The organism is Aliterella sp. E5.1, from assembly GCF_057473825.1.
In genome coordinates this window covers 34,706-56,899 of record NZ_JBYCCV010000005.1, presented here as the reverse complement: position 1 = coordinate 56,899, position 22,194 = coordinate 34,706, and the positions used below count along the sequence as shown (strand labels likewise).

The 22,194-nt window shown below is 42.1% G+C and carries 24 protein-coding genes and 3 pseudogenes; 12 read left to right on the top strand and 15 right to left on the bottom strand.

Annotated features, from left to right (window positions below):
• Window positions 1–12 precede the first annotated feature (12 nt).
• The 8 genes from AC2VE5_RS03455 to AC2VE5_RS03420 all read right to left on the bottom strand — a co-directional run bounded on the left by AC2VE5_RS03455 (window position 13) and on the right by AC2VE5_RS03420 (window position 8,581).
• Window positions 13–3,009, bottom strand: coding sequence for a type I restriction endonuclease subunit R (locus AC2VE5_RS03455; RefSeq protein WP_486886382.1), 2,997 nt, complete (start codon window positions 3,007–3,009; stop codon window positions 13–15).
• Window positions 3,006–4,004 carry a hypothetical protein gene (locus AC2VE5_RS03450; RefSeq protein WP_486886381.1) on the bottom strand — a complete coding sequence of 333 codons (999 nt, stop codon included), beginning with the start codon at window positions 4,002–4,004 and terminating at the stop codon, window positions 3,006–3,008. Before AC2VE5_RS03450 ends, AC2VE5_RS03455 begins: the two co-directional genes overlap by 4 nt.
• Window positions 4,001–5,278, bottom strand: coding sequence for a restriction endonuclease subunit S (locus tag AC2VE5_RS03445; RefSeq protein ID WP_486886380.1), 1,278 nt, complete (start codon window positions 5,276–5,278; stop codon window positions 4,001–4,003). The genes AC2VE5_RS03450 and AC2VE5_RS03445 overlap by 4 nt, the downstream gene beginning before the upstream one ends.
• Window positions 5,279–5,353: 75 nt before the next feature.
• Window positions 5,354–5,689: an element excision factor XisI family protein gene (locus tag AC2VE5_RS03440; protein WP_486886379.1), complete on the bottom strand. Its 336-nt coding sequence runs from the start codon at window positions 5,687–5,689 to the stop codon at window positions 5,354–5,356.
• Between the two features lies 1 nt (window position 5,690).
• On the bottom strand, window positions 5,691–7,760 hold the full coding sequence (locus AC2VE5_RS03435; RefSeq protein WP_486886378.1) for a type I restriction-modification system subunit M: 2,070 nt from the start codon (window positions 7,758–7,760) through the stop codon (window positions 5,691–5,693).
• Between the two features lie 156 nt (window positions 7,761–7,916).
• Window positions 7,917–8,129 (bottom strand): LysR substrate-binding domain-containing protein, encoded by a 213-nt coding sequence (locus AC2VE5_RS03430; RefSeq protein ID WP_486886377.1) that lies wholly within the window; start codon window positions 8,127–8,129, stop codon window positions 7,917–7,919.
• Window positions 8,113–8,376 (bottom strand): LysR family transcriptional regulator substrate-binding protein, encoded by a 264-nt coding sequence (locus AC2VE5_RS03425; RefSeq protein WP_486886439.1) that lies wholly within the window; start codon window positions 8,374–8,376, stop codon window positions 8,113–8,115. The genes AC2VE5_RS03430 and AC2VE5_RS03425 overlap by 17 nt, the downstream gene beginning before the upstream one ends.
• Before the next feature lie 28 nt (window positions 8,377–8,404).
• On the bottom strand, window positions 8,405–8,581 hold the full coding sequence (locus tag AC2VE5_RS03420) for a LysR family transcriptional regulator (RefSeq protein ID WP_486886376.1): 177 nt from the start codon (window positions 8,579–8,581) through the stop codon (window positions 8,405–8,407).
• Window positions 8,582–8,740: 159 nt separating this feature from the next.
• On the opposite strand from AC2VE5_RS03420, the gene AC2VE5_RS03415 reads away from it, so the two are divergent.
• Entirely contained in the window at window positions 8,741–9,586 is an 846-nt protein-coding gene (locus AC2VE5_RS03415) for a DMT family transporter (RefSeq protein WP_486886375.1), read from the top strand.
• A gap of 117 nt (window positions 9,587–9,703) precedes the next feature.
• On the opposite strand, the gene AC2VE5_RS03410 is transcribed toward AC2VE5_RS03415, so the two are convergent.
• From AC2VE5_RS03410 to AC2VE5_RS03400, 3 genes and pseudogenes are all read right to left on the bottom strand, one after another.
• The gene (locus AC2VE5_RS03410; protein WP_486886374.1) at window positions 9,704–10,027 is read right to left on the bottom strand and encodes an NgoPII family restriction endonuclease; all 324 of its coding nucleotides are present in this window, start codon (window positions 10,025–10,027) and stop codon (window positions 9,704–9,706) included.
• A 2-nt stretch (window positions 10,028–10,029) separates the two neighbouring features.
• Window positions 10,030–11,081 (bottom strand): annotated as a pseudogene (locus AC2VE5_RS03405) (DNA cytosine methyltransferase).
• A 15-nt stretch (window positions 11,082–11,096) separates the two neighbouring features.
• Entirely contained in the window at window positions 11,097–11,693 is a 597-nt protein-coding gene (locus AC2VE5_RS03400) for a PAP/fibrillin family protein (RefSeq protein WP_486886373.1), read from the bottom strand.
• A 143-nt stretch (window positions 11,694–11,836) separates the two neighbouring features.
• Here AC2VE5_RS03400 and AC2VE5_RS03395 point away from each other — a divergent pair, with 143 nt between their 5' ends.
• The 3 genes and pseudogenes from AC2VE5_RS03395 to AC2VE5_RS03385 form a co-directional block, all read left to right on the top strand.
• The gene (locus AC2VE5_RS03395; protein WP_486886372.1) at window positions 11,837–12,085 is read left to right on the top strand and encodes a DUF3134 family protein; all 249 of its coding nucleotides are present in this window, start codon (window positions 11,837–11,839) and stop codon (window positions 12,083–12,085) included.
• A gap of 90 nt (window positions 12,086–12,175) precedes the next feature.
• Entirely contained in the window at window positions 12,176–13,279 is a 1,104-nt protein-coding gene (gene mraY, locus AC2VE5_RS03390) for a phospho-N-acetylmuramoyl-pentapeptide-transferase (RefSeq protein WP_486886371.1), read from the top strand.
• A gap of 388 nt (window positions 13,280–13,667) precedes the next feature.
• Window positions 13,668–13,811, top strand: a pseudogene (locus AC2VE5_RS03385) (IS1/IS1595 family N-terminal zinc-binding domain-containing protein); the annotation flags it as partial.
• Window positions 13,812–13,841: 30 nt separating this feature from the next.
• Here the strand turns inward: AC2VE5_RS03385 and guaD are convergent.
• Both guaD and psaM read right to left on the bottom strand, forming a co-directional pair.
• Window positions 13,842–15,215, bottom strand: coding sequence for a guanine deaminase (gene guaD / locus AC2VE5_RS03380; protein ID WP_486886370.1), 1,374 nt, complete (start codon window positions 15,213–15,215; stop codon window positions 13,842–13,844).
• 35 nt (window positions 15,216–15,250) lie between these two features.
• Entirely contained in the window at window positions 15,251–15,349 is a 99-nt protein-coding gene (gene psaM / locus AC2VE5_RS03375; RefSeq protein WP_071994151.1) for a photosystem I reaction center subunit XII, read from the bottom strand.
• Between the two features lie 96 nt (window positions 15,350–15,445).
• Between psaM and AC2VE5_RS03370 the strand changes: the two genes are divergently transcribed.
• The 7 genes from AC2VE5_RS03370 (at window position 15,446) to AC2VE5_RS03340 (ending at window position 19,859) form a co-directional block, all read left to right on the top strand.
• Window positions 15,446–16,702, top strand: a complete 1,257-nt coding sequence (locus AC2VE5_RS03370) for an FGGY-family carbohydrate kinase (RefSeq protein ID WP_486886369.1) — start codon at window positions 15,446–15,448, stop codon at window positions 16,700–16,702.
• 399 nt (window positions 16,703–17,101) lie between these two features.
• A complete protein-coding gene (locus AC2VE5_RS03365; RefSeq protein WP_486886368.1) occupies window positions 17,102–17,467 on the top strand; it encodes a response regulator transcription factor in 366 nt (121 codons plus the stop codon).
• 8 nt (window positions 17,468–17,475) lie between these two features.
• Window positions 17,476–17,682 carry a hypothetical protein gene (locus AC2VE5_RS03360; RefSeq protein WP_486886367.1) on the top strand — a complete coding sequence of 69 codons (207 nt, stop codon included), beginning with the start codon at window positions 17,476–17,478 and terminating at the stop codon, window positions 17,680–17,682.
• The gene (locus AC2VE5_RS03355; protein WP_486886366.1) at window positions 17,676–18,008 is read left to right on the top strand and encodes a chemotaxis protein CheW; all 333 of its coding nucleotides are present in this window, start codon (window positions 17,676–17,678) and stop codon (window positions 18,006–18,008) included. The genes AC2VE5_RS03360 and AC2VE5_RS03355 overlap by 7 nt, the downstream gene beginning before the upstream one ends.
• Before the next feature lie 41 nt (window positions 18,009–18,049).
• Entirely contained in the window at window positions 18,050–18,478 is a 429-nt protein-coding gene (locus AC2VE5_RS03350; RefSeq protein ID WP_486886365.1) for a hypothetical protein, read from the top strand.
• Window positions 18,385–19,302 carry a response regulator gene (locus AC2VE5_RS03345; protein ID WP_486886364.1) on the top strand — a complete coding sequence of 306 codons (918 nt, stop codon included), beginning with the start codon at window positions 18,385–18,387 and terminating at the stop codon, window positions 19,300–19,302. Before AC2VE5_RS03350 ends, AC2VE5_RS03345 begins: the two co-directional genes overlap by 94 nt.
• A 32-nt stretch (window positions 19,303–19,334) precedes the next feature.
• A complete protein-coding gene (locus tag AC2VE5_RS03340; protein ID WP_486886363.1) occupies window positions 19,335–19,859 on the top strand; it encodes a hypothetical protein in 525 nt (174 codons plus the stop codon).
• Between the two features lie 6 nt (window positions 19,860–19,865).
• On the opposite strand, the gene AC2VE5_RS03335 is transcribed toward AC2VE5_RS03340, so the two are convergent.
• Window positions 19,866–20,558 (bottom strand): hypothetical protein, encoded by a 693-nt coding sequence (locus AC2VE5_RS03335; protein ID WP_486886362.1) that lies wholly within the window; start codon window positions 20,556–20,558, stop codon window positions 19,866–19,868.
• Between the two features lie 84 nt (window positions 20,559–20,642).
• Between AC2VE5_RS03335 and AC2VE5_RS03330 the strand changes: the two are divergent.
• A pseudogene (locus tag AC2VE5_RS03330) lies at window positions 20,643–21,094 on the top strand (IS630 transposase-related protein); the annotation flags it as partial.
• A 657-nt stretch (window positions 21,095–21,751) separates the two neighbouring features.
• On the opposite strand, the gene AC2VE5_RS03325 reads toward AC2VE5_RS03330, so the two are convergent.
• Window positions 21,752–22,120: a hypothetical protein gene (locus AC2VE5_RS03325; RefSeq protein ID WP_486886361.1), complete on the bottom strand. Its 369-nt coding sequence runs from the start codon at window positions 22,118–22,120 to the stop codon at window positions 21,752–21,754.
• Between the last annotated feature and the right edge of the window lie 74 nt (window positions 22,121–22,194).

The window sequence follows — 22,194 nt, the reverse complement described above, 5'->3', positions numbered from 1 at the left end:
CCCTGCAAATTATCAAGCGGAGATTTCCTCTGTTAGCCGATTGTAAACTCTCTTGAGCATCCAATCTCTAACTGCATTACCAAAATCTGGATTATCAAGGATCTTTGTAAAAATGTCTTGATTGTCTTCCATTCGCTCAATCAACGCAGTCAGGAATAGGTCATCAAAGCCGTATTTGAAGTTTTGGATTGAGTTGCTTTTCGCTTGCTGGGAAAGTGATTCATTTTGAATTAATTTTTCTTCAACTTGACTGAAAAAATATTGGTCAGCGTCCGTGAAATCAGTATTAAATCGGTTGTTGAGCATAGTAATAATCTCTGAAAGCTTTGCCTGAGTCTCCTTATCTTTGGACATTCCGGCTTCAGTATTTGGTTGCAAAGCTGATTGGGTATCTTTTTGCAAAACAATTTGGCCTTCTCGGATCTTTTGCAAGCGGTAATATTCCAAACTAATTTCATCAGTTAATTTAAAAACTTCGCTCTGGAGTCGTTTGGGTAACTTAGTTTGAAGTAAGCGAGTAAAAGCATAGAGTTTTTCTAGCTGTTCATCAGCAAAGGGCATAATTTGTGATAAAAATGCGTAGAGCCGGATGAAAGCAATAAGCGTATTTTTGAACTCGTCTTGTTGGTCTTCTTCAAGTCCGTTAAAGCGATCGCAAGCCGGGTCAACTAACGCATTCAGCCGACTATGCTCCTGTTTGCTGGTTGTCTCGGTAGGCTTAAAGAACACTTGGGCGAAGGCATCTACCTCACTAGACCAAATGATTTGAAAGCTATCTATCCGATTTTGCAAGTCATACAAGCGATTGGGGTTAGTAGTTGTAGTTAGGATAGTCTGTTGATAATAAGGCTGGAAAGCATCAATAATTTCTTGTTCTTCATTGGCAAAATCTAAAACAAAAGTATCTTCTTTGCCAGGATAGGTTCGGTTTAAGCGGGATAGGGTTTGTACGGCTTTAACTCCAGAAAGTTTTTTGTCAACATACATTGTGTGCAGTAGCGGTTGATCGAAGCCTGTTTGGTACTTGTCAGCAACAATCAGCAGTTGGTACTCCACAGTCGCGAATTTTTCAGGTAATTCCCCTTCTCCAAAACCATTAAGATCGGATTCAGTGTAAGAAATTCCAGTTTCTCTATCTGTAAACGCAGTAAAGGCAACAAGTGATTTAATGTCGGTGTATGCTTGCTTTTTTAGATAATTATCAAATTCAGCTTTGTAGCGAATGACATGGGGGCGAGAGGCGGTAACTACCATTGCTTTTGCCTTACCGCCAAGTTTGGGCATGACACATTGCCGGAAGTGTTCGATAATAACTTCGGTTTTTTGAGCCAAGTTGTGGGGGTGCAGAGATAGGAAACGGGCGATCGCTTTGCTGGCTTTTTTCTGATGAATTTGGGGATCTTCCGCGATCGCTTTGGTCAGTCGAAAGTAGGTTTTATAGGTAGTGTAATTTTGCAACACGTCCATAATGAAGCCTTCTTCGATGGCTTGCCGCATGGAATAAAGATGGAAGGGTTCGGGTTGTCCTTGGCTATTGAGGTGTCCAAACACTTCTAAGGTTTTGGCTTTGGGGGTAGCGGTGAAGGCAAAGAAACTCAAGTTGGGCTGTTTGCCACGACACAGCATAGACTTACGCACCCAGTCTTCTTCATCCTCATCATTATTGCCATAGCTACCACCTTCCTCTTTAGCGGAGCGGCTCAAGTCAATTACAGTCAGGACTTCTTTCATTTTCTTTGCGGCTTCTCCCCCTTGGGAACTGTGTGCCTCGTCCACAATCAGAGCGTAGTTGCGTTTGGGAAGTTCGCCGATTTTATCTAAGACGAAGGGAAATTTTTGCAGGGTAGTAATGATAATATTAGTCCCCGCAGCTAGAGCTTCTGCTAGTTGGGAGGCGTTGCGATCGACTTTTTGCACGACTCCGGCTACATGATCAAATTGATAAATAGTGTCTTGGAGTTGTTGGTCAAGGACTTTGCGATCGGTGATGACAATAACAGAGTCAAAGACTCTGGCATCTTTATCGTTGTAGAGATTGGCAAGTTGGTAGGCAAGCCACGCAATTGAGTTACTTTTACCACTGCCTGCGGAATGCTGAATTAAGTAGTTCTGCCCTGCGCCTTTGGCTCTAGCATCGTCAGTTAATTTGCGAACTACATCTAACTGGTGGAAGCGAGGAAAGATCAAACTCTCTTTTTTGACGATTTTACCGTTAAGAGCGATCGCGTCCTGCTCAAGATGTAAGAAGCGCCCCACAATGTCTAGCCAGCTATCTTTTGCCCAGATGTTTTCCCATAGGTAAGCAGTTTTGTAGCCGTTGGGGTTGGGCGGGTTGCCTGCTCCTTTGTTGTAGCCTTGGTTAAAGGGTAGAAAACGAGTGTCGCTGCCGTCGATGCGGGTAGTCATCCAGGCGGCATCGGAGTCTACGGCAAAGTGGACGATCGCGCGGCTTTTGAATTGAAACAAAAGTTCGTGGCTGTGGCGACTTCTGCTGTACTGCTGTTTCGCATTTTCTACATCCTGCCCAGTAAACTGGTTTTTGAGTTCGACGGTGGTAACGGGCAATCCATTGATGCTAAGAAGCAGATCGATGGAGTTTTGGCTGTGGATGCTGTAATGTAGCTGACGGGTAACAGTTAGAATGTTTTGGTTGTAAAGGGCTAGGGTTTCAGGATTGAGGTTGCTGGCGGGTTTGAAGTAGGCGAGTTTGAAGCGCACGCCATAATCTATAACTCCATAACGAAGGACATCTAGCATTCCCCGCAGGTTCAATTCTTGGTACAGGCGATCGATAAACTTCTCCTCAACAGTGCTGCCATGAATCTCGGCTAGTTTTTTCCAGGCTTGCGGTTGAGAATTGTGGATAAATTGCAAAAGGGTAAGTTTGTCCAGGGCAAGTTCGCGATCGAAGTTGGCATTACTGCCCAACTGATAGCCTCCATCAGTCGTTAAGGAATCAATAATTGCTTCTTCAAAAGCTTTTTCAGTGGTGGGAGTTGTGGTTGTCATGATTCTGCTTCTGATAAGTCAGTCATAGTTACCGCGTTTAAGAATTTCTTATAAGCAACTTGACGGAGAATTTCTTGCAATTTACCGTTTTGGAATTCATTTAAGTCTAACTTTAGATTTTCTTCTGCGTCGTAGCAGTTGTTGATAAACCGTTGCTCGTCTTCATTCAAAAGCTCGCTGATATTAGGTCTTTTACCAGGACAATCGTTGATGAGTTCACAGGTGTCTGGGTCGAAGTAATGATGCACCATATTTTGGATGCCTAGCACAGGACGGCTCTGGAAGTGGGGTTTGCCTTCGCTAGACTGCCACATAACCCCAAATAATTTAGAGTTTCCAGAGCGATAGACTTTGCCAATTTGAGGTGCGCCGCGAATCCCAGAAGTACCAGGGGATATGTCCCGAATCTTACGGATCAGCAGTTGTAGAGGTTGCATATTTAGCTTGATGTCTGCCTCGCCAACCTCTTGATAAATTTCTTGGATTAGGTCACTGCGCTGGAGGTCGCCAATGAAGCAAACAGGCTCGGAGTCATCTAAAAAGCAGCGTTCGGCGACGAAGCACTCTTTGACAGGAGTTGAATCATACGCCAATCGCCAAACATAAAATTCACTGGTCTGCCAGCGCCAGCCGCCAAAGATAAATTGGGCTTCACTTCTAGCAGTTTCATAATCGGGACTACTATGCCCAGTGAGATTGATTGCTTGGGCAAGATCGGTAAACAAATCTTCCGCATGACGCATTATATCTAGCAAATCGGTTTGAGGATTTTTTAGGGCAGGCGAGGCTTCAAGAGAATGAATCAAGTTGAGGATCATTGGGTATGCCCGTGAAGTTTCCCCAGCGAAGCAAATGAAGCAGTCTTTACGGGGCAGTTCAAACAGTTTTACTCCAGCTTCCCAGCGTTCTCCGGCGGAGAGACAGCTATCGGTGGCAAAAACTAACTCCCGATCGCCTGTGGGCGTATGACGTATCCAGGCTGCACACAGGGTCATGCAGCGTTATCCCCCTCAATCTCAAGTTTGCCTGTGACGGCGGCGGTAATGAGCGATCTCCTATATTCTTGGAGTTTTTCTAGTTGTTGATTCAAAAGCTTCTTAATATCATTTTGTTTCTTCAGGGAATCTTCCAAGTGCTTAATAATTTGATCTTGCTCATCTAAAGGCGGTAGCGGAACATCGATGTTTCCAACTCGCTCAATATTCAAATTCTTTTGAGTATTTTCGGTAGCTTCTTGTTCAAAAGCTAACTTCATTGATAGCAGCAGATAGTATAAAAAATCTGAGTATAGTAGAGGTTTCGGTGTAAAGCCAATCACACTGTCAGGAAAGTAAGCATCAAAGGAGGTGATTGCTATATCACCGATATTTGCGGCAATCGACATGACAATTGTTTGGGATGGGAAACATTCACTAACTTCTTTACCTAATTCATTCAAGCTTTGACTATAGTTTTCTATAAACTTACCTGCTCTTGCAATATCTCCAGTTTGCAGGAAAGGATATAAGCCACCATACAGCCTTGGATCATTTCGAGGTCGATGCGTAAATTTACCTCGATATATTTTTGAAATATGCTTTAACTTCAATGATTTCCAATGCTCAGGAATCCCACCAATCCAGGGGATACCGGAGTCTTTCATCGGAGCGATCGCATTCAGTCCTTTAGTAACAGCTTGGTTAATCAAGGCGGTACGCTTTTCTTCGAGGAGTTGGATAAGGCGTTGTTTTTTGGCAATCAGGGTGTCTAGGGCGGCGGTTTTGCAATCGAGAAAATGGGCGATCGCTTCTTGGGTTTCTAAAGGGGGAGTTGATATTTTTATATTCCCGTATTTTTCCCCATTAAAGTTTGAAATAGTTGTTTGTATGGCATCTGCTTCTATTTGTGCCAAAAACTCACTACTTTTGCTAACGTAAAAAATAAACTTCGGGTGAGTACAAGAATTTATATTGAATCTAACCAAGTATCCAGCAAAAGCAAAGTCACCAGTAACTTTATTTGTATGTAGATAAGAACGTCCTAATGTTCCACTTCTGGAGAATAAAATATCACCATGTTTGAGTAAATAATCCTGAACTAACCTTTTATCAACATACGCACCTAGTTCAGACTCAATAAGCTCCCCGTTATCCTGAATATCAGTTGTTCTCAAAAATCTTACGCCATTTTCGAGATAATTACCTGAAGACAGATTTGCTCCATATTGTCCAATACTTCTTGAAATATGCTTGAGTCTAATTTTTTTCCAAGTGTCATAAGTTTTAAGCACTTAAATCACCACCTTTAGAATTCCTCAAATTCTTCATGTCTTTGCTTCGTGGGGCAATTGGTTAAATAGGGATAGCTATGCGATCGCATAGCCTGTATGAGGACGCACATTGGGCGGTTGAAACCCTAAAACAATCTTGTCCTTGGCAATCCCCGCTTCAACTAGCTCATCAGTAATTCCATCTTCAATGCCATCTCTTTGAATCCAAATCTTGTCATCGATAATTTGCACATGAGTCACACAACCATGTACTCGTCGTTTTTGCTGCCAACCCACATCAAACAGCATGAAATGATTGCGCTCTTTGTCAATAATTAGATACTGGTCAATCTCCTCATAGGCGGAGGGAATTTCTGCATACTTCCGTAGCACATTTTCGATAGTTTGCCGATAAAACTCTAAATTATCCATTTCACAGCACTTCCTCTAACATTCCTCGAATTTCATCTTCCAATTCCTTAATTTCTCGCTCAATCTCCGCCAATGGACGCGGCGGCACGTACTCATAAAAATGTCGCGTAAAAGGGATCTCATACCCGATCTTCGTCTTAGTTTCATCTACCCAGGCATCCGGCACATGGGGCAACACTTCCCGCCGCATATACTTGTCAATGTCATCTTTCAACGGCACATTTTCATAGTCTCGCAAGTCTGCATCTGGCTCTGGGTTGCCGTCATTATCCATACAAATTTCCGCAGTTTCATCTCGCTCCGATAGCGCATTCAAAATCGCCTTTTTTACTGGAGCGGCAATTTTCACATCTGCGGCTCTAAGCGCATCCGTCAAAGCCGTTTCAAACTCATCCCGATTTTTGTAGAGAGTTTCCCCTAAACCTCGCAATGCTGTTCTAATAGATTCTTGTAATGCTTTCCCTCCCTCAATTTCTTCTAGCGCAGCCCCGCCCCGCTTCTTCGGCACTGCCAGCGTCACAAACGCCGATTCCATTTGCAGGCGTGCCAGTCGCTCCTCACTTGCTTGAAAATTCAGCCGCAACGGGCGCTCTACCGTAATTCGCCAGTAGCCAAAATCCTCATTGTCAAAAATCTTGCTAACTAATACATCTTTTATTGCGCCGTCAATCTCCAGTCTGCGAGTTGCATTCTGTTGAAACTCACCATATATTTGAGTGATTTCAGCAATCTGATTAGGCATCAACTCCACCCCATCGGCGATCGCATTGCGCTTGTTGCCTAGACTGCGGCTCATTTTTTTGTAATAGTAAATACCGTTGATTAGCTGAATTTTGCCCCGACGTTCTGCGGTTTTGGCATTGGTAACTATCCAGATATAGGTATAAATCCCAGTGTTATAGAACAGTTGATCGGGTAAGGCGACAATAGCCTCCAACAAATCGTTTTCAATAATCCATTTGCGGATCTCGCTTTCCCCACTACCTGCACCGCCGGAAAATAGCGGCGACCCATTAAATACAATAGCAATTCGTGAACCGCCATTGTTCCGTTTCATCTTGGCGATCATGTGTTGCAAAAACAGAAACGAGCCGTCAGAAATTCGTGGCAAACCCGCCCCAAATCGCCCATCAAAGCCCTTCTTATCATGCTCTGCTTTTACCTGGGTTTGTACCTTCTTCCACTCCACCCCAAACGGCGGGTTAGACAGCATATAGTCAAATTTTTCGCTCTCTAATCCATCATTGGTAAAAGAATTACCAAACTTGATGTTGCTGACAGCCTGCCCTTTAATCAACATATCCGATTTGCAAATAGCGTAAGACTCTGGGTTTAACTCCTGCCCAAAGACTACAGGCTTGGCATCTTCATTCAGTTCCTTGATATACTCCTCTGCAACCGACAGCATCCCACCAGTTCCACAGGCAGGGTCGTAAATAGTTTTGACAATGCCTTTTTGCGTTAAAACCTCTCGGTCATTTTGAAACAGCAGATTTACCATCAGTCGAATTACTTCACGCGGAGTGAAATGCTCTCCTGCGGTTTCATTCGATAATTCTGAAAACTTACGGATCAATTCCTCAAACACATAACCCATCTCCATATTTGAGACGGCATCAGGATGAAGGTCAATTTCAGCAAATTTTTTAACAATCAAGAATAATAAATTTGCCTCATCCAGACGGTTAATGCGATCGCTAAAGTCAAAATACTCAATGATTTCTCGACCCGAAGCGGAGAAGCCATTGATAAAGTTTTTCAGATTGGCTGCAACGTTATCTGAGTCTGCTTGTAACTTCTGAAAAGTAAACTGGCTAATGTTATGAAAAGGTACACCAGCCTTTTGATTGAGTAACGGCTCTGGATTCTTCAAATTCATGGATTTTACTTTACTTTCATAAAATTCCATTACAGTATCTTTAGTCGGTTCTAAAACGCAGTCCAACCGCCGCAGTACAGTGAAAGGTAAAATAACTTTGCCATAATCCGCCTGCTTATAATCGCCCCGTAAAAGATCGGCAACGCTCCAAATAAAATTGGCAAGCTGTCTCACGTTTTCTGTCCGAGCCATTAAATAACACCACAATAATCGATACAATGATAAGCCAACTCTGAGGGTTTAGAAGACACATAGCTATTTTGCCCGTAGCGTTGCTTTAAGCAGATCCAAAAAGGTAAATACTGCCGGAGACAGCCAAGCATCTCTCACCGCAGCAACGCAGATGACTCAAAATAGTGGAACTGGCAAACTATAAACGCTAATACCTTGAGGAATCGGTTCGGCAGCCAGACGAGGACTAATAGCCGCGCCTAATCCCTGAGCAACCATATTAACAATCGTCGCATCCGAGCGAATATGGTAAGTAGCTTGTAAGCTGATTCCATACTTGGTACAGTGAGCATAAACCATTGCATCGCAGCCATCACCATCGGGAGCCATGATTATAGGGGTAGGTGGTTAATTGCTGCCAACTAAGAAGTTGCTCTTGTGGCTCAAAATCTGGCGGAAACATAATTATAAATTTGTCTCGCATCAACTCCCAAGTTTCAAACTCATAACTTGTTGGTAAATAAGTAATACCAAGATCGGCGCGTCCTGTACGCAGAGTTTTTTCTACTTCTGGGCGATCGTCGTACTCCGTAATACTAAACGCGATCGCCGGATAACGGCGGCAAAACTGTGCGATCGCCTCTGGTAAAATATAAGTTGCAGCACTACGAAAGGCAGAAATCCTTTCCTAATTGGGCTTCCAGGCTAGAAATTGCATAACTAACGACAGATTGCGACATCTGCAACTGTAAAGCTGCTTGGCTGAAACTGCCACTAGCAGCGACGGCAATTAAAACATACAGTTGGGAGAGCTTTAATTGGCTGTGACGGTCATAACCCATGTACTACAACTAATTACAACAATTGCTTGTATTGTCGCAAATTCTTAAAATCGACAAGGCAATTATCTATCAAATTCATTGATGGATGCGATTAAGTTTATGTTTTGCCGATTTGCGATCGCCTAATTCAAGATGAGTTTATCACTTGAACTAATTACAATGACTGCAATCTCTAAAACCTCTTACCACCAAGGCATCCTGCTAATACTGCTAACAGTCTTAGTTTGGGGGACTTCTTTTTCGGTACTTAAGTATTTCTTGCGCGACTTTCCACCTGCGGTAATTGTTGCTACTCGCTTTGCCATTGTTGCTGTTCCCTTTGTTGGTTGGCTGCGCCAACTTAATATTCGCTTGTTAGGAGCGGGCGTACTGCTAGGATGTTTGTGTTTTTTGGCGACCAGTATTACTGTATTGGGGCTAGAAACTATCTCTGCCAACCGTTCTGCTTTTATTCTTAGCCTCAATGCTATTTTGGTGCCGCTTTTGAGCATTTTCTTAGGTCAAAAGTTAACAGCCAAGATTTTATTAGCGGCGGGACTGGCGATTTCTGGTATCGGTTTATTATCCTGGGAAGGCGGCGGGCTAAGTTGGGGAGATGCTTTGACCTTTATTGCCGCACTTAGCTTTGCTGTCTATATTTTGACTTTAGCGTGGCTGACACCACGCCATCCTACCTTACCCCTAGTTGCAGTTCAACTAGGGGTAATGGCGCTAATCGGTATTATTTGGGCAATGCCGCATTTTGCTGGCTATAGTCAAGACATTACTGCTCACTTTGGTACTTTTCTTTATCTTGGTTTAATAGGGACGGCAACTCCAGTTTGGTCTCAAGCAATGGCTGGGCGTTGGGTTCCTGCTCATGAAGTTGCTTTGCTTTATACTTTAGAGCCAGTATTTGCTTCGTTTTTCTCGTTTTTGTTTTTAGGGGAGCAGCTTGGAATACGGGGTTTTATTGGTGCAGCATTAGTTGTAACTGCTACAGTTTTGAGTCAAAGACTTCGCTAATTTATCGCTATAACTATAAAACCGCGCTCAGGAGATCGCATCCCAAGTAATAATTTTCTGCGATAGTGCGATCGCGCTATCAAAGCAATATGAATGCAATTTAGATTTTGAGCTTATTCAGTAAGTTAGGTAAGGATAAGAGCTACTTAGGGCTATTTTGGCTGTTCCTACTCCTACTTTTTTAACTTCTATTGCATCTCCTCCCTTTATCATTAGATCCGGGGGATTGTTAGCATTTCCAGAATAGGAAAATAACTTGCTATAAACTTCGCGCTTATAATTTTCGTTAGTCTCGCCTACAGTGTCAGCAAATATATCTTTGATATAGGCTTCCAAAGCATCGCCCACGGCATTAATTCTATTTGTGCTGCGGTAGAAACTTACTACATCTGGAATTTTATTATTAATTATTACTCGAACTGCTTGCAAAATATTTGTCATGTTTATATAAGATTCAAGCTGAGTTGTAGAGGTAAATATGTTGTGAGGTCGCTTTTTTGTTCTTGCTCACTACTAAATAAGTCTTCTTTTATCGCTTGGGCGATCGCATAGCTGAAATTGACAGGGACAGCATTCCCAATCATTTTATAGGCGGCAATTATATTTTTATAATAGAAGATGAAATTATCGGGGAAAGTTTGAATCCTCGCACACTCTCTAATAGATAATCTTCTATATGGGGCGGGAGATTCAGGGTCAAAGCTCCACTTATCTAGCCCTACATGAATCATTTTACTCGCCTGCGGGTGTATGGGCGCATGACGACCGCCAGCTTGAATTGTGAAAGAGGGTTCATCCCAAGCACGGACTCGATTTCGTGACATATAAATGCTAGAAAATCCGCCTTGCATATATTCATGATTTGCGATCGCACAAGCTTGAGTTTTCAAGTTATTAGCAGGTTGTACTGTTTCACGCAGATTCCATATTGCTTTGCGTAAGGTAGGAACAGAAATTGTTTTAACTATTGAGTTGAAATCAAACTGCTTGTTTAAGCTTTGATGATAGCCAACAAAAATAACCCGTTTCCGATCTTGAGGAACATTGTAATTTACAGCGTTGAGTAATTCAAAAGAGACAATATAGTTAGCTTTTTTAAATGATTCCACAATACTTTCAATTGAGCTACTGTGTTTTTTATGCAGCATTCCTGAGACATTTTCAGCTAAAAAAAATAAAGGCTGTTTATCTTGCAAAATCCGCACATAATCAGCGAAAAGTTGCCCTCGCTCATCGTTAATTCCTCTTTGAGTCCCAGCTTCACTCCAACTTTGACAAGGCGGCCCCCAATAATCCCAACACAATCGGGGATTTCTTGAGAATCAATTTTTCTAATATCTCTCTTATCTAGAAATGTGGTGGAATGATTTTGTTCGTAAGTTTCCCAAATATCTCTATCAAATTCATTTGCCCACACGACATTGAAGCCAGCTTGAGAAAACCCTAAATCAAGCCCACCACAACCAGAAAAAAGCGATACAATCTCAAACTTCATACCTTCTCTTTTACGTTAAATTGCACTTTGAACTCTAGTTAGTACAAATACGCTACCTTCATTACCTCGCCCAATCCGCATATCGCTATCTAGGTAAGTGATATCTAACCACCCTTGTTGTTCGCGGCTATTGAGAGCAAAATCAAGGGCTGTAAACTTTTGACTTTGTTCAATTTGTTGAATAAAACTAGCGGGGGATTGATAGTTTATTAGGCGTTGCAAACCCAAAATCGAGCGCTGAAATTTTACTTGTACCCGTTGCCCGGAGAGAGGTTCAAACTCCGCCGCCACGCTGACTAAGCCTTCTAAGTAGGGCAAGCCGTAAATCTCGGCAATATTGTAAACGCTGCTAGTTTTAACCCGAATCGATTGATAGATTTGACCGAGTTTTAATAAGGGAAAGCGATCAATATTTAATAAGCCGGAACTTGTCGTATAGAGTAGCCGCCAGTCGCCATCTAGTAGCTCAGAAGCCTCTACAGGGCGCGGCGTGGGGTTGCGCTCCTCTAAGTTCGCGATCGCCATCAATATTGCCTGTTTCTCTGACTCAGTGGCTATTAAACCGCGATTTTTCCCGGCGATCGCTTCTATTAGTGCTGATTTTCCAAACATCGCCTTAATGATAATTCTGCTTTTCCTACGCTAACTATTATCCCCTTTTCCACCTAATACGCTGAACCCTTGAAAAATAATGAACCTCTAAATAATGCTAAACTTTGTACTATAATTGAAGCCGTTTATTTAAACATTTCCCTATGCCCAACTCGCCCCTACAAGAACAGCCCCGCAATCGAGTAGCATCGGTAATTCCTGCCAAAAACGAGTTGTCAATCTTAGACTGGTTAAGAGCTAGTGGTAGATTAGTGGCACGCGATCGCACCGAAGCTGAAATAGCTCAAGGCGAGCCACTCTCTGATATTGCCGATATTATCGATCCTGACGATCCTAGCTATGATGACGATTTTGAAGACAGTGATGAGCCAGCCGAAGAAGAAGTTGGTTAACTGTTTTAGGCACGAGTTTAGTTATTAGTAAGAAGCTTTGAGAACATACTTAGAGCTTCTTCCTTGCTAATTACTGGTATAAAAAATATTGTGGAAGCTAAATCATCTCCTCGCTCTTTATTCCATCTTTCGGGAATTAGTTTACTGATAACTCTCGGTATAGTGCTAGGGGCGGGGGCAATAACGAGCGATATTGTAGCAGAGCGCTTATTTTGGCAGCAAAATTCTCTAACTCTACCATTGGTGCTATGTGCGATCGCTACCGCCGGACTGGGGTATTGGGTAATACCAATGTTAGTGAGACTAAAAACTGGGCAAATTGTTAGAGAAGACGGACCGCAAGCTCATTTAAAAAAAGCTGGTACTCCAACTATGGGCGGGGTGTTTTTTGTGCCTGTAGCAATTACTTTATCGCTGTTGCTATCTAGCTGGAGTAAAGACGTAGTTGCAGTATCGGCGTTGACAATCGGTTATGCACTAATTGGCTGGCTAGATGACTGGCAGATTTTGCGCTACAAATCCAATAAAGGTATTTCTCCTAAAATGAAACTAGCTTTGCAAGTTGGCTTTGGATTGCTGTTTTGTTTGTGGCTGGCTTGGAGTCAAGCAAGTAGTATTACTAATGTTGCTTTGCCTTTCAATTTTGTGTTGCCTTTAGGTTTGTTATTTTGGCTCTTAGCAGTGTTTGTATTAGTAGCAGAAAGTAATGCGACTAACCTTACAGATGGCGTTGATGGTTTAGCTTCAGGAACCGCCGCGATCGCACTATTGGGTTTAGGTGTATTGGTGGCGTCAAGTTCCCCAGGATTAATGATTTTCTGTGCTTGTATGAGCGGTAGTTGCTTGGGGTTTCTCGTCCACAATCGCAACCCGGCGCGGGTTTTTATGGGAGACACGGGTTCTTTAGCATTAGGAGGCGCTTTAGCATCGGTAGCCCTGTTGACTAATACCTTGTGGGCGCTATTTGTACTAAGTGGGATATTTTTGGTCGAAACTCTTTCTGTAATGGCGCAGGTAACTTATTATAAAGCCACAAAAGGTGAGGACGGAGTAGGCAAACGTTTATTCAAAATGGCTCCCTTACACCATCATCTAGAACTTTCGGGCTGGTCGGAAACTCAAGTAGTAGCTACCTTTTACGGAATTAGCGGTATTTTGGTGCTGTTGTGTTTAGTAACGGTTGTCAATAGTTAGTTTAATTAGTTTTAGTTTTTCTCTAAATAAAACTTATGAGCCGCGTTCGTAACACGGTTCAATGATTTTGAAAGCATCCTACCCCTCTTTTGTCACTCTGAGTAAGGAAAAAACAAACTAAAACTTGAAAAAGCTTGTAATGTAAAGCTTTTAAACTTTATTTTCTCACATCAGACTTCCTTTGTAGTCATTTTGCCAAAATCCTGAGCTAAAGCAGGTTCTAGATTTTACTCTCCTGAAAGTGACAAAAGAGGGGTAGGCTTGGTTCTGCTAATGCTCGTCCCTTAGTTTTTTTTAGCAATCCCGAAGCGATCGCCGAGCTATTTACGACTAGCACTAAAAAATTTGGGCGTTGCATAATTGAAAGATGATATTGGAGGAAAACACTATGCAATGCCCTGACTGTAGAGCAACTCACATCCGAAAGAATGGGCATCGAAAAGGAAAACAAAATTAGATCTGTGCCGATGGTCGTCGGCAGTTTATTGATGACTATCAATCCTATCGAGGATACAGCGATGAAGTAAGGCGTGTAGGAAGGATGTTGTTCAAGTTGAAAAAACTAATTAGGTCGCTCGTAAGCTAGGTTTCCTAAGATATAAGTAGCACAAATAGAGCGATCGCTTCCTACCACCATTAAAGCAAATACTTTTTCGGCTAATTCTTCTATCGATATTGCAGTAGCTTCACCGTTACGAAAAGCTAAAAGCTCTGTGCATCTTGAATCTATAACTATAAAGTCTGATTCTTTACCGACTTCAAAGTTTCCAATTTTATCTTCTAATCCTAATGCTCTTGCGCCGCCCAAGGTTGCTAAAAACAAAGCCTGAAAGGGAGATAGTTTTTGCTTTCGCAGTTGAGCAACTTTGTATGCTTCACCCGCCGTTTGCAGCAGGGAAAAACTCGTACCCGCGCCTACATCTGTACCCAAACCTAATTTAACTGGATGCTCTCTAGACTTTGCTTTTTGTAGCTTAAACAATCCGCTACCCAAAAATAAATTTGAAGTTGGACAAAATGCGATCGCACTTTCTGCGTCTGACAATCGGACAAATTCTGCGTCAGTTAAATGAACGCCATGAGCAAAAATAGAGCGATTTCTAACTAACCCCGCGCGATCGTATACATCTAAGTAACCATGACTTTCGGGGAAAAGCTGCTCAACTAGAGCAATTTCGTCTAAATTTTCGGATAGATGGGTGTGCAAATAAACATCAGGAAATTCATCTAAAAGCTTACTTGCTACCTTTAGTTGTTTCTCACTGGAAGTTATTGCAAAACGGGGAGTTACAGCATAAAGTAAACGCCCGTTTTTGTGCCATTTTTCAATTAGTTGCTTGGTTTGGTGGTAAGAAGTTTCGGGAGTATCGACGAGATAATCTGGAGCGTTTCTGTCCATCATTACTTTACCTGCGATCGCCCGGAGATTGCGACGGCGAGCTTCAGTGAAAAAAGCTTCCACAGATTCAGGATAAACCGCCGCAAACACTAACGCTGTAGTTGTACCGTTTTTGAGTAATTCATCAAGGAAAATTGCTGCTATTTTTTGAGCGTAGGCAAATTCTTGAAACTTTCTTTCAGTAGGAAATATATACTTATGCAACCATTCCAGCAGTTGTTCGCCGTAAGAGGCGAGTACTTCTGTTTGCGGAAAATGAATATGCGTGTCGATAAATCCTGGCATAATCAGCATTCCAGGATAGGAAACTATCTCAATTTCTACATATTTAGCTTGTAAACTCGCATAATCCCCTAATTCTTTGACTAAACCATTTTCGATCACTAATAAACCATCCACAATATAACGAACGCTCTCTAGTTCGCTTGTATAAAATGGATCGTCTAAAAAGTCCAAAAAGGAGCAACGAAAAGCTTTTAGCTGGGCTGACATCTGTTTAAAATTAGTTGAAGGTGAAGGGCAAAATGGTTTAGCCATTGCCCTTCACCTTAGAAATAGCTTTTAGTTCAACTTTACTTATAAAGTTCCGTTGACAGGCGCAAAGCCAAAACGCCGGGAATTAATGCAACAAGTAGCGCTGCATAGATTTGGATGTCGGATATAGAAGACATGGTTTAAACCCTCGCATATGAACGGATTTCACTTTTATAGATCGTTCCCTACTTTCGGCTACATTGCCTAAATAGAGAAATATTTTGTAACAAAAGATGAATTTTTACTTGGGGATAGACTTCGGAACATCGGGCGCAAGGGCGGTTGTTATTGATGAAAACAGGATGATTAAGGCGGAAGTTGAGCAACTTTTTGAGGTAGTACAGCCGGAATTTTGGGTTGGTATATGGCAAAAGACTTTGTTTAACCTGATTGCACAGCTACCTGGGGATTTACGCACTCAAATTAATGCGATCGCAATTAATGGCACTTCATCCACCGTAATGCTCTGCGATGAGCTAGGAAACGTTCTCAATCAACCCTTGCTGTACAACGACGGGCGAGGAATTGAAGTATTGGGAAGATTGAAGGCGATTGCACCTGCCAATAATATTGTCCTTAGCGCCACTTCTAGCCTTGCTAAACTGCTGTGGATGAGCGAACAACCTTTTTTTAACCTAGGGCGATATTTGCTCCATCAAGCCGATTATTTGGCTTATTTATTGCATGGCAAGCTAGGAATTAGTGACTATCACAATGCTTTGAAGCTAGGTTATGACGTAGAAAAGTTGGTATATCCAACTTGGTTAAAAAATCTTTCTGTAATGCCGTTATTACCTCAAGTTTTAGCGCCTGGTACGCCCATAGGAGAAGTCACGCCAGCCGTTGCGGCTGCTTTGGGGTTGCGGAGCGATTGCGTAGTTTGTGCGGGTACAACCGATAGTATTGCAGCATTTTTGGCTAGTGGAGCTAAACAGCCTGGAGAAGCGGTGACTTCTTTAGGATCTACTCTCGTACTTAAGCTATTGAGTCGCACTCGTGTAGAAAATGCAGAATTTGGAATCTATAGCCATCGATTGGGGGATTTGTGGCTAACTGGCGGTGCTTCTAATACAGGTGGTGCAGTGCTGAGACATTTTTTCACGGATGCAGAGTTGGCAAGCCTTAGCAGCCAAATTAATACAGATACAACCACCCTTGATTATTATCCCTTGTTAAAAATGGGCGATCGCTTTCCAATTAACGATCCCCTCTTACCACCACGACTAGAACCGCGCCCAGATAGTGATGTAGAGTTTTTGCACGGTTTGCTTGAAAGTATGGCGCGAATCGAAGCTAGAGGTTACGAACTTTTGCAGCAATTAGGCGCGGATAAATTAACTTGCGTCTACACGGCGGGAGGTGGCGCAAAAAATAGTGTTTGGACGAGAATACGAGGATTTTGTTTGCAAGTGACGATGCTTTCTCCCATCCATACCGCCGCCGCTTACGGTACGGCATTACTAGCAATGCAGACTATTAAAAGTAGATAGATTCAAAGCAGTCTATATCTTCTGCATCAAGCAAAGTAAGACGAAATTAACGATCCAAAACCAAAGCATCATGCTGAGAATAAATCTCCCCAGAAGCGACTTGTTATTTGTTCCAACTTTGTGACGGAGTAACGCCCAGAAAGCAATACCTAAAAGATTTACAAGCCAAAATGCAGGATACTTATAGTAAATGGGTCAGCATGAGGATAGTTAATCCTTCGCCAGTACCACAAAGTGTACGCTTAATTGCCCTAATAAAAAATAGACGTTTAAGATTGGTCTGAAGCTGCCCGCAGCGATCGCATAGCACCTAGTCTACAGTGGTTAAAGTAATCTATTAAAAGGTAATTGAATTACTGCCTTCTGCCTTAATTCAAAGTTTATTTTTCAGGTGGATTCATGCGTACTATCCTAATTGTTGAAGATAGCTTACTCCAAGCTCAACTATTGACTCGTTATCTACAGCAAGCAGGCTTAGATGTAATTAGCGTTCCTAGTGGCGAGGAGGCTCAAGATAAATTAATTCAGTACAAACCAGACTTAATTATTTTAGATGTTATTTTACCAGGTCAAAGTGGTTTTGAGTTGTGCCGCGAACTAAAAACTGACCCCCACACTCGTCAAATTCCGGTAGTGATTTGTTCGACTAAAGGTACTGAAGTAGATAAAATGTGGGGCGATATGCTAGGTGCGGATGCTTACTTACCTAAACCTGTAGATCGGCTTGAATTAATTCAACTGGTGCAACAGCTAATGAAAAATTAGGAATAGTCTTGGTGATACCCATAGATCCAGCGTTCATAAGCACTTTAGATCGGGCAATAGACTTTACTCAAGTTCAAACTCCAGGACAAAAGTTTTTACACCTTAACTTGAATAAAGACTTAGCAGCTTTGTTAAAAGTTGAAGACATTGCAGAGGTACTGCAAATACCCCAAAGCGGTATATTGCCAATCCCGCAAATCCCCCGTGCGTGTTAGGTATTCACAACTGGCGTGGCGAAATGCTATGGGCGATCGCGTTAAATAATTTACTGGGATTACCGTCTATCGAGCGACTAGATCCGTCCTCCGCTTCTACTATGGCATTAGTAGTAACAGTCATTGACAATCAATACTTAGGGCTAGTAGTTGACCGAGTAAATGATATTGAATGGCATGAACTAGAGTTGATTCAATCTCCCAAAGTGCAGTTATTTCCAGCCCAATTACTACAGTTTATGCAGGGGTATTTGAGCGATTCTGGCACAATTATTCTCGAGGCGCAAGCGATCGCTCGTTCGCCCAAAATTAGGCAACTTGCGTAAAAACTCACTTACTCACCCTTATTCAAACTTTTAACCCCACAATGATTAAACTATTTTCTTCTCGTTCTGAAGATCGCAACAGCGACAAACCGAGTATTTCAGAACCCTTGGCGCTCTCTCAAAATTCCCCACATTCAAAAACCGACGTACCAGTACAAAATAATGTCCGCAGCAGCCAAGGTGCAATTCAAGGCGCGTTGAGAACCCAACGCCAAAAAATTTTGGCGATTACTGGACAAATGCACCAGTCACCTAATTTAGAGGCATTGTTTGAAACCACAGTCAGCGAAATTCGCAATAACTTGCAAGCAGATCGAGTTTTAATATACCGCTTTGAGTCCAACACTCATGGAGTAGTAGTAGCAGAATCTAAGCCTTGCAAGGAACAATTACCGTGCGATCGCAAGCGCAGCAAGGCACAACGTTTTTACTACAAATTCCCATTAGTCTCAAAATTGCCAAAGTCTTAGTAATTGAAGTTGGCGATCGCGTTTGTGGTTTTGTTACTGAAGCTGTTGAGCAAATTATCTTGCCTCTACCTGACCAAATTAAACAGTGGCATAATGGTCAAAAAGTTTGTCAACTAGCAGGAAACGGGCAAATAGTCCCGATTCGCAAATTATCAACCATTTTGCAGTTTGGAGAAAATCTTTTAGTTTCCGAGCAATTGCCCGTACTTTTAGTTCGTCAAGGCACGGAATTAGTGGGGCTAGAAGTCGATCGGATTTTAGGCGAACAAGAATTAGTAATTAAACCTGTAGGTAAACTAATTACTCCACCTAATTATGTGTTGGGATGTTGTGTATTAGCGGACGGGCGTTTAAGTTTGATGCTTGACAGTACAGCGTTAATCGACCAATTGCCCACCGTAGTTACGCATAACGAGAGCCCTTTTGAGAGCGATCGCAAATCCCAAATTTTGCTAATAGATGATTCTGTTACCGTGCGCCATAACTTAGCCGTGATGCTGCAAAAAGCTGGCTATCAAGTCTTACAAGCTAGTGATGGCACTGAAGCGATCGCGCTTTATAATTTGCACCCAACTATCAACTTGATAATTTCTGATGTCGAAATGCCTGGTATGAATGGATTTAAGTTTTTAAGCCATCGCTTGCAAGACTCTGTACTGCAACAAATTCCTGTGGTTATGCTTACTTCTCGCAGCAGCGAAAAATACCAACAAATTGCTCTAGAATTAGGCGCTAATGCTTACCTAACTAAGCCCTATATAGATGGGGAAGTTTTAAAAGCTGTGACTAATTTAATTAGCGATCGCCAGAAATCAGCTATTTAGCCTTAAAATTTTCTCAAGTAACTCTGAGTAATATGTTTAGTCCTAAGCAAAATAATCGTAAGTCTAATTGGTTGCATTTAGCAGCTACTCCTTTGGTGATGTCTGGATTAGCGCTAAATCCGGCTATGGCGGCATCTGTCTCTTCTTCCTACCTCAATGATTATCGCTTTTGCGCTGCCCGCTTACTAGCTCTCAATATTTCTGCCGATGCAGTATCGAATGCCTGTGCTACCGCCTTGTTTCCCAAAACCCTATCTACTTGCGTCTACGACATCCAAAGGCAAACCAAAATCTTGGCAACCGATGCTCTAATTACTTGCAGGCAAGTTAGGCAGCCCAATGAATTGGCAACTTGCGTAGTCGGAATTAGTATTAATAGCCCAGAAGAAACAATTGCCGAAGTCCTTGATTATTGTCGTCTAAGCTTATTACCCGTACGCTTTGCCGAGTGTGTAGTAGGTTTGCGCCGAGAAATTGCTGTCCCTGCCATTCAGGCAATGAATACTTGCATCGATGGTAGCGATCGCGCGATCGTGCCGAGCTTATCTCAACCCTAAAGGCTGCTAAGTACGAGTTTTACGTGCCTGAGCAAGCCGTGAAGCCATCTGTCTAGCTTCTAAGCCCCCGCCTAGATAACTCCAGTAGATGTATGGTAACGGGCTGCCAAAGCGACCTTGTTTGAATTCCCCCGCCGGATTTTTTTCTTGCTCTCTACCCGTGCGCGTATTGCTCGAAACATCAATTGTGCCATCGGCTAAAACCTTTAGCGAAAGCCAAGCAAAACCTTTGCTTAAATAAGGATGAATATAGGTCTTACCTTTGGAGTCATAAAAACTATACAAGCTCAATAATTCTAAACTCACTTGTTGGTAGTGAATATCGCTGCCAGTTTTCTCAAGAAAACTGCCATCAACTCGTTGACGCTGCAAACCTCTGTCGCTCCAACTTCTAGCTTTGGTTTCTAATCGAGGTTGCTTTTGAACGAGGTGAATCAAGTGGTAACAAAATGCCGACCAAAAAAGTTGGTTTGTTACTGGGTTACTCGCCTCCCGTTCCTCCCAGCGTTTTTCCATGGTGCGAAAATTTTGCGGTAAATAACGAGCCAATTCCTTAGCCTCAGTATTAAAATCTGCCTGGTTTAGTAACAGAAGACTCCGCGCATAGGAACCAAAAAAGGCAACTAATTCAGGATATTGCGAAACCCCAAAACCACCATTGGGGCTTTGGCGCTCAAATGCCCACTTAAAGGCTAACAATCCTTGCTCGCTCGCAATGGTATAGCATTACAGAGATAAGTTAGGACGTTATAGTAGAAGGTAGAAGAGCATTCAGGAGCGGCTATGCCATCCCCGTACAGTGAAGACCTGCGCCAAAAAGCAATTGCGGCAGTCAAACGAGGTGAACAGAAGAAAGATGTTCAAGCCTCAGTAGCAATACCTTAGACCTGTGGCTCAAAAGAGAAGAACAAACTGGGAACTGTCAGGCAATCACGAACTATCAGCAAGGGTGTAGACATAAAATTACAGACTGGCAAAGATTTCGTGAGTGTGTTCGGCAGCATGGTGGTAAAACCAAAGCCCAGATAGGAAAACTGTGGGGTGAGAATGTGACACAGCCCTCGCATTAGTGACGCAATCCAAAAAATCGGTGTCAGTCGAAAAAAAAGACCTACGGATACCGAGAACGGGATGAGCTAAAACGTCAAGCTTTTCAGGAGCAATTGCAGACAAAATCTGCTGCTCAAATTGTGGATGTCGAGGAAGCGGGCATTGATAACCGACTGTCAAAACCCGTAGATATAGCTGCCGGATCGCTTCATCGGGAGTAAGTTTAATTGCTTTTTGGCGCACCAAACAAATCGTGTAGGGAACTTTGCCGCTTTTGGTTTCCTTAAGAGTAATAGTCTGCTCTAACTGCTCAATTTCAGAGGAAGTAAATTGCGAAAGTTTGTAATCTGAGTCTTTCAGGATATCGGCTAAGTTCATGAATTAAACACTATATAGTCTAAAAAATTCAAAAAGCTGTCAAAGAGCTTGAATGAGTGTATACAAAATTTGATACGCAGGTTCGTAAACCTTATTAGTATCACTGTCTGGAATAATCTTGCCATGAAACAAGACGTTTCTAAGTTTATATAAAATCTCTATAATGCCTTTGCAAAGCTTATCTGGATCGTTAATAAAGTGAAGGTTTTCCATTTGAATGCAGTTATCAATTTCATCAGTCAGCAAATTAATTGGCTTCGATGGGGCGATCTCTCCATAGCAAGCTTTGAGATTATTTTGTTGAGTTTGCGTCAGTTTTATGAAAGCTTGCTGACAAATAAGATCATCTATATTAAAACCATTGATTTGAGTATGAGTAAACTTATTATTGCCATTTTGACAAATAATATAAATTTGCAGTTCTTTTTGCGGGTTTCCTAAAATTTCTCTTTCAACCTTGTATATTAAACGGTTGCTTCAAAATTATTTTGCCTATTGGGATTCTTTTGAATTGTATTTTTTTCAAAAGTTATGCGCTCATCTTTTTTATTAAATATATGTTTTCGTTCCAACTCTAAATGAAGCTCTGCAATACGTGACTTGAAGGCAGCACCCTCGTTGCCTTGATTCTTTAGAAGGCTAACAAGCTTATTGCGAAAATTATTATCATTAGCTTTTATCTCATCTATTGCTTCTCTATCAGTTTTGAGTGATGAATAGTAATTTTTATACCAAGCATTAAAAGCAATCCAAGCTTTGACGAACTGAGTAAAGTAATCTATCGAAGCAAAACTTTTCCACTTTTCAGAGCTTTCTGTATACAAACTAGACATAGCTAGGAATTATTTTAAGCAGAGGCAAATTGTACCAGTTTGAATTATATAGTCTTTCGGATCTTTGACGGGGT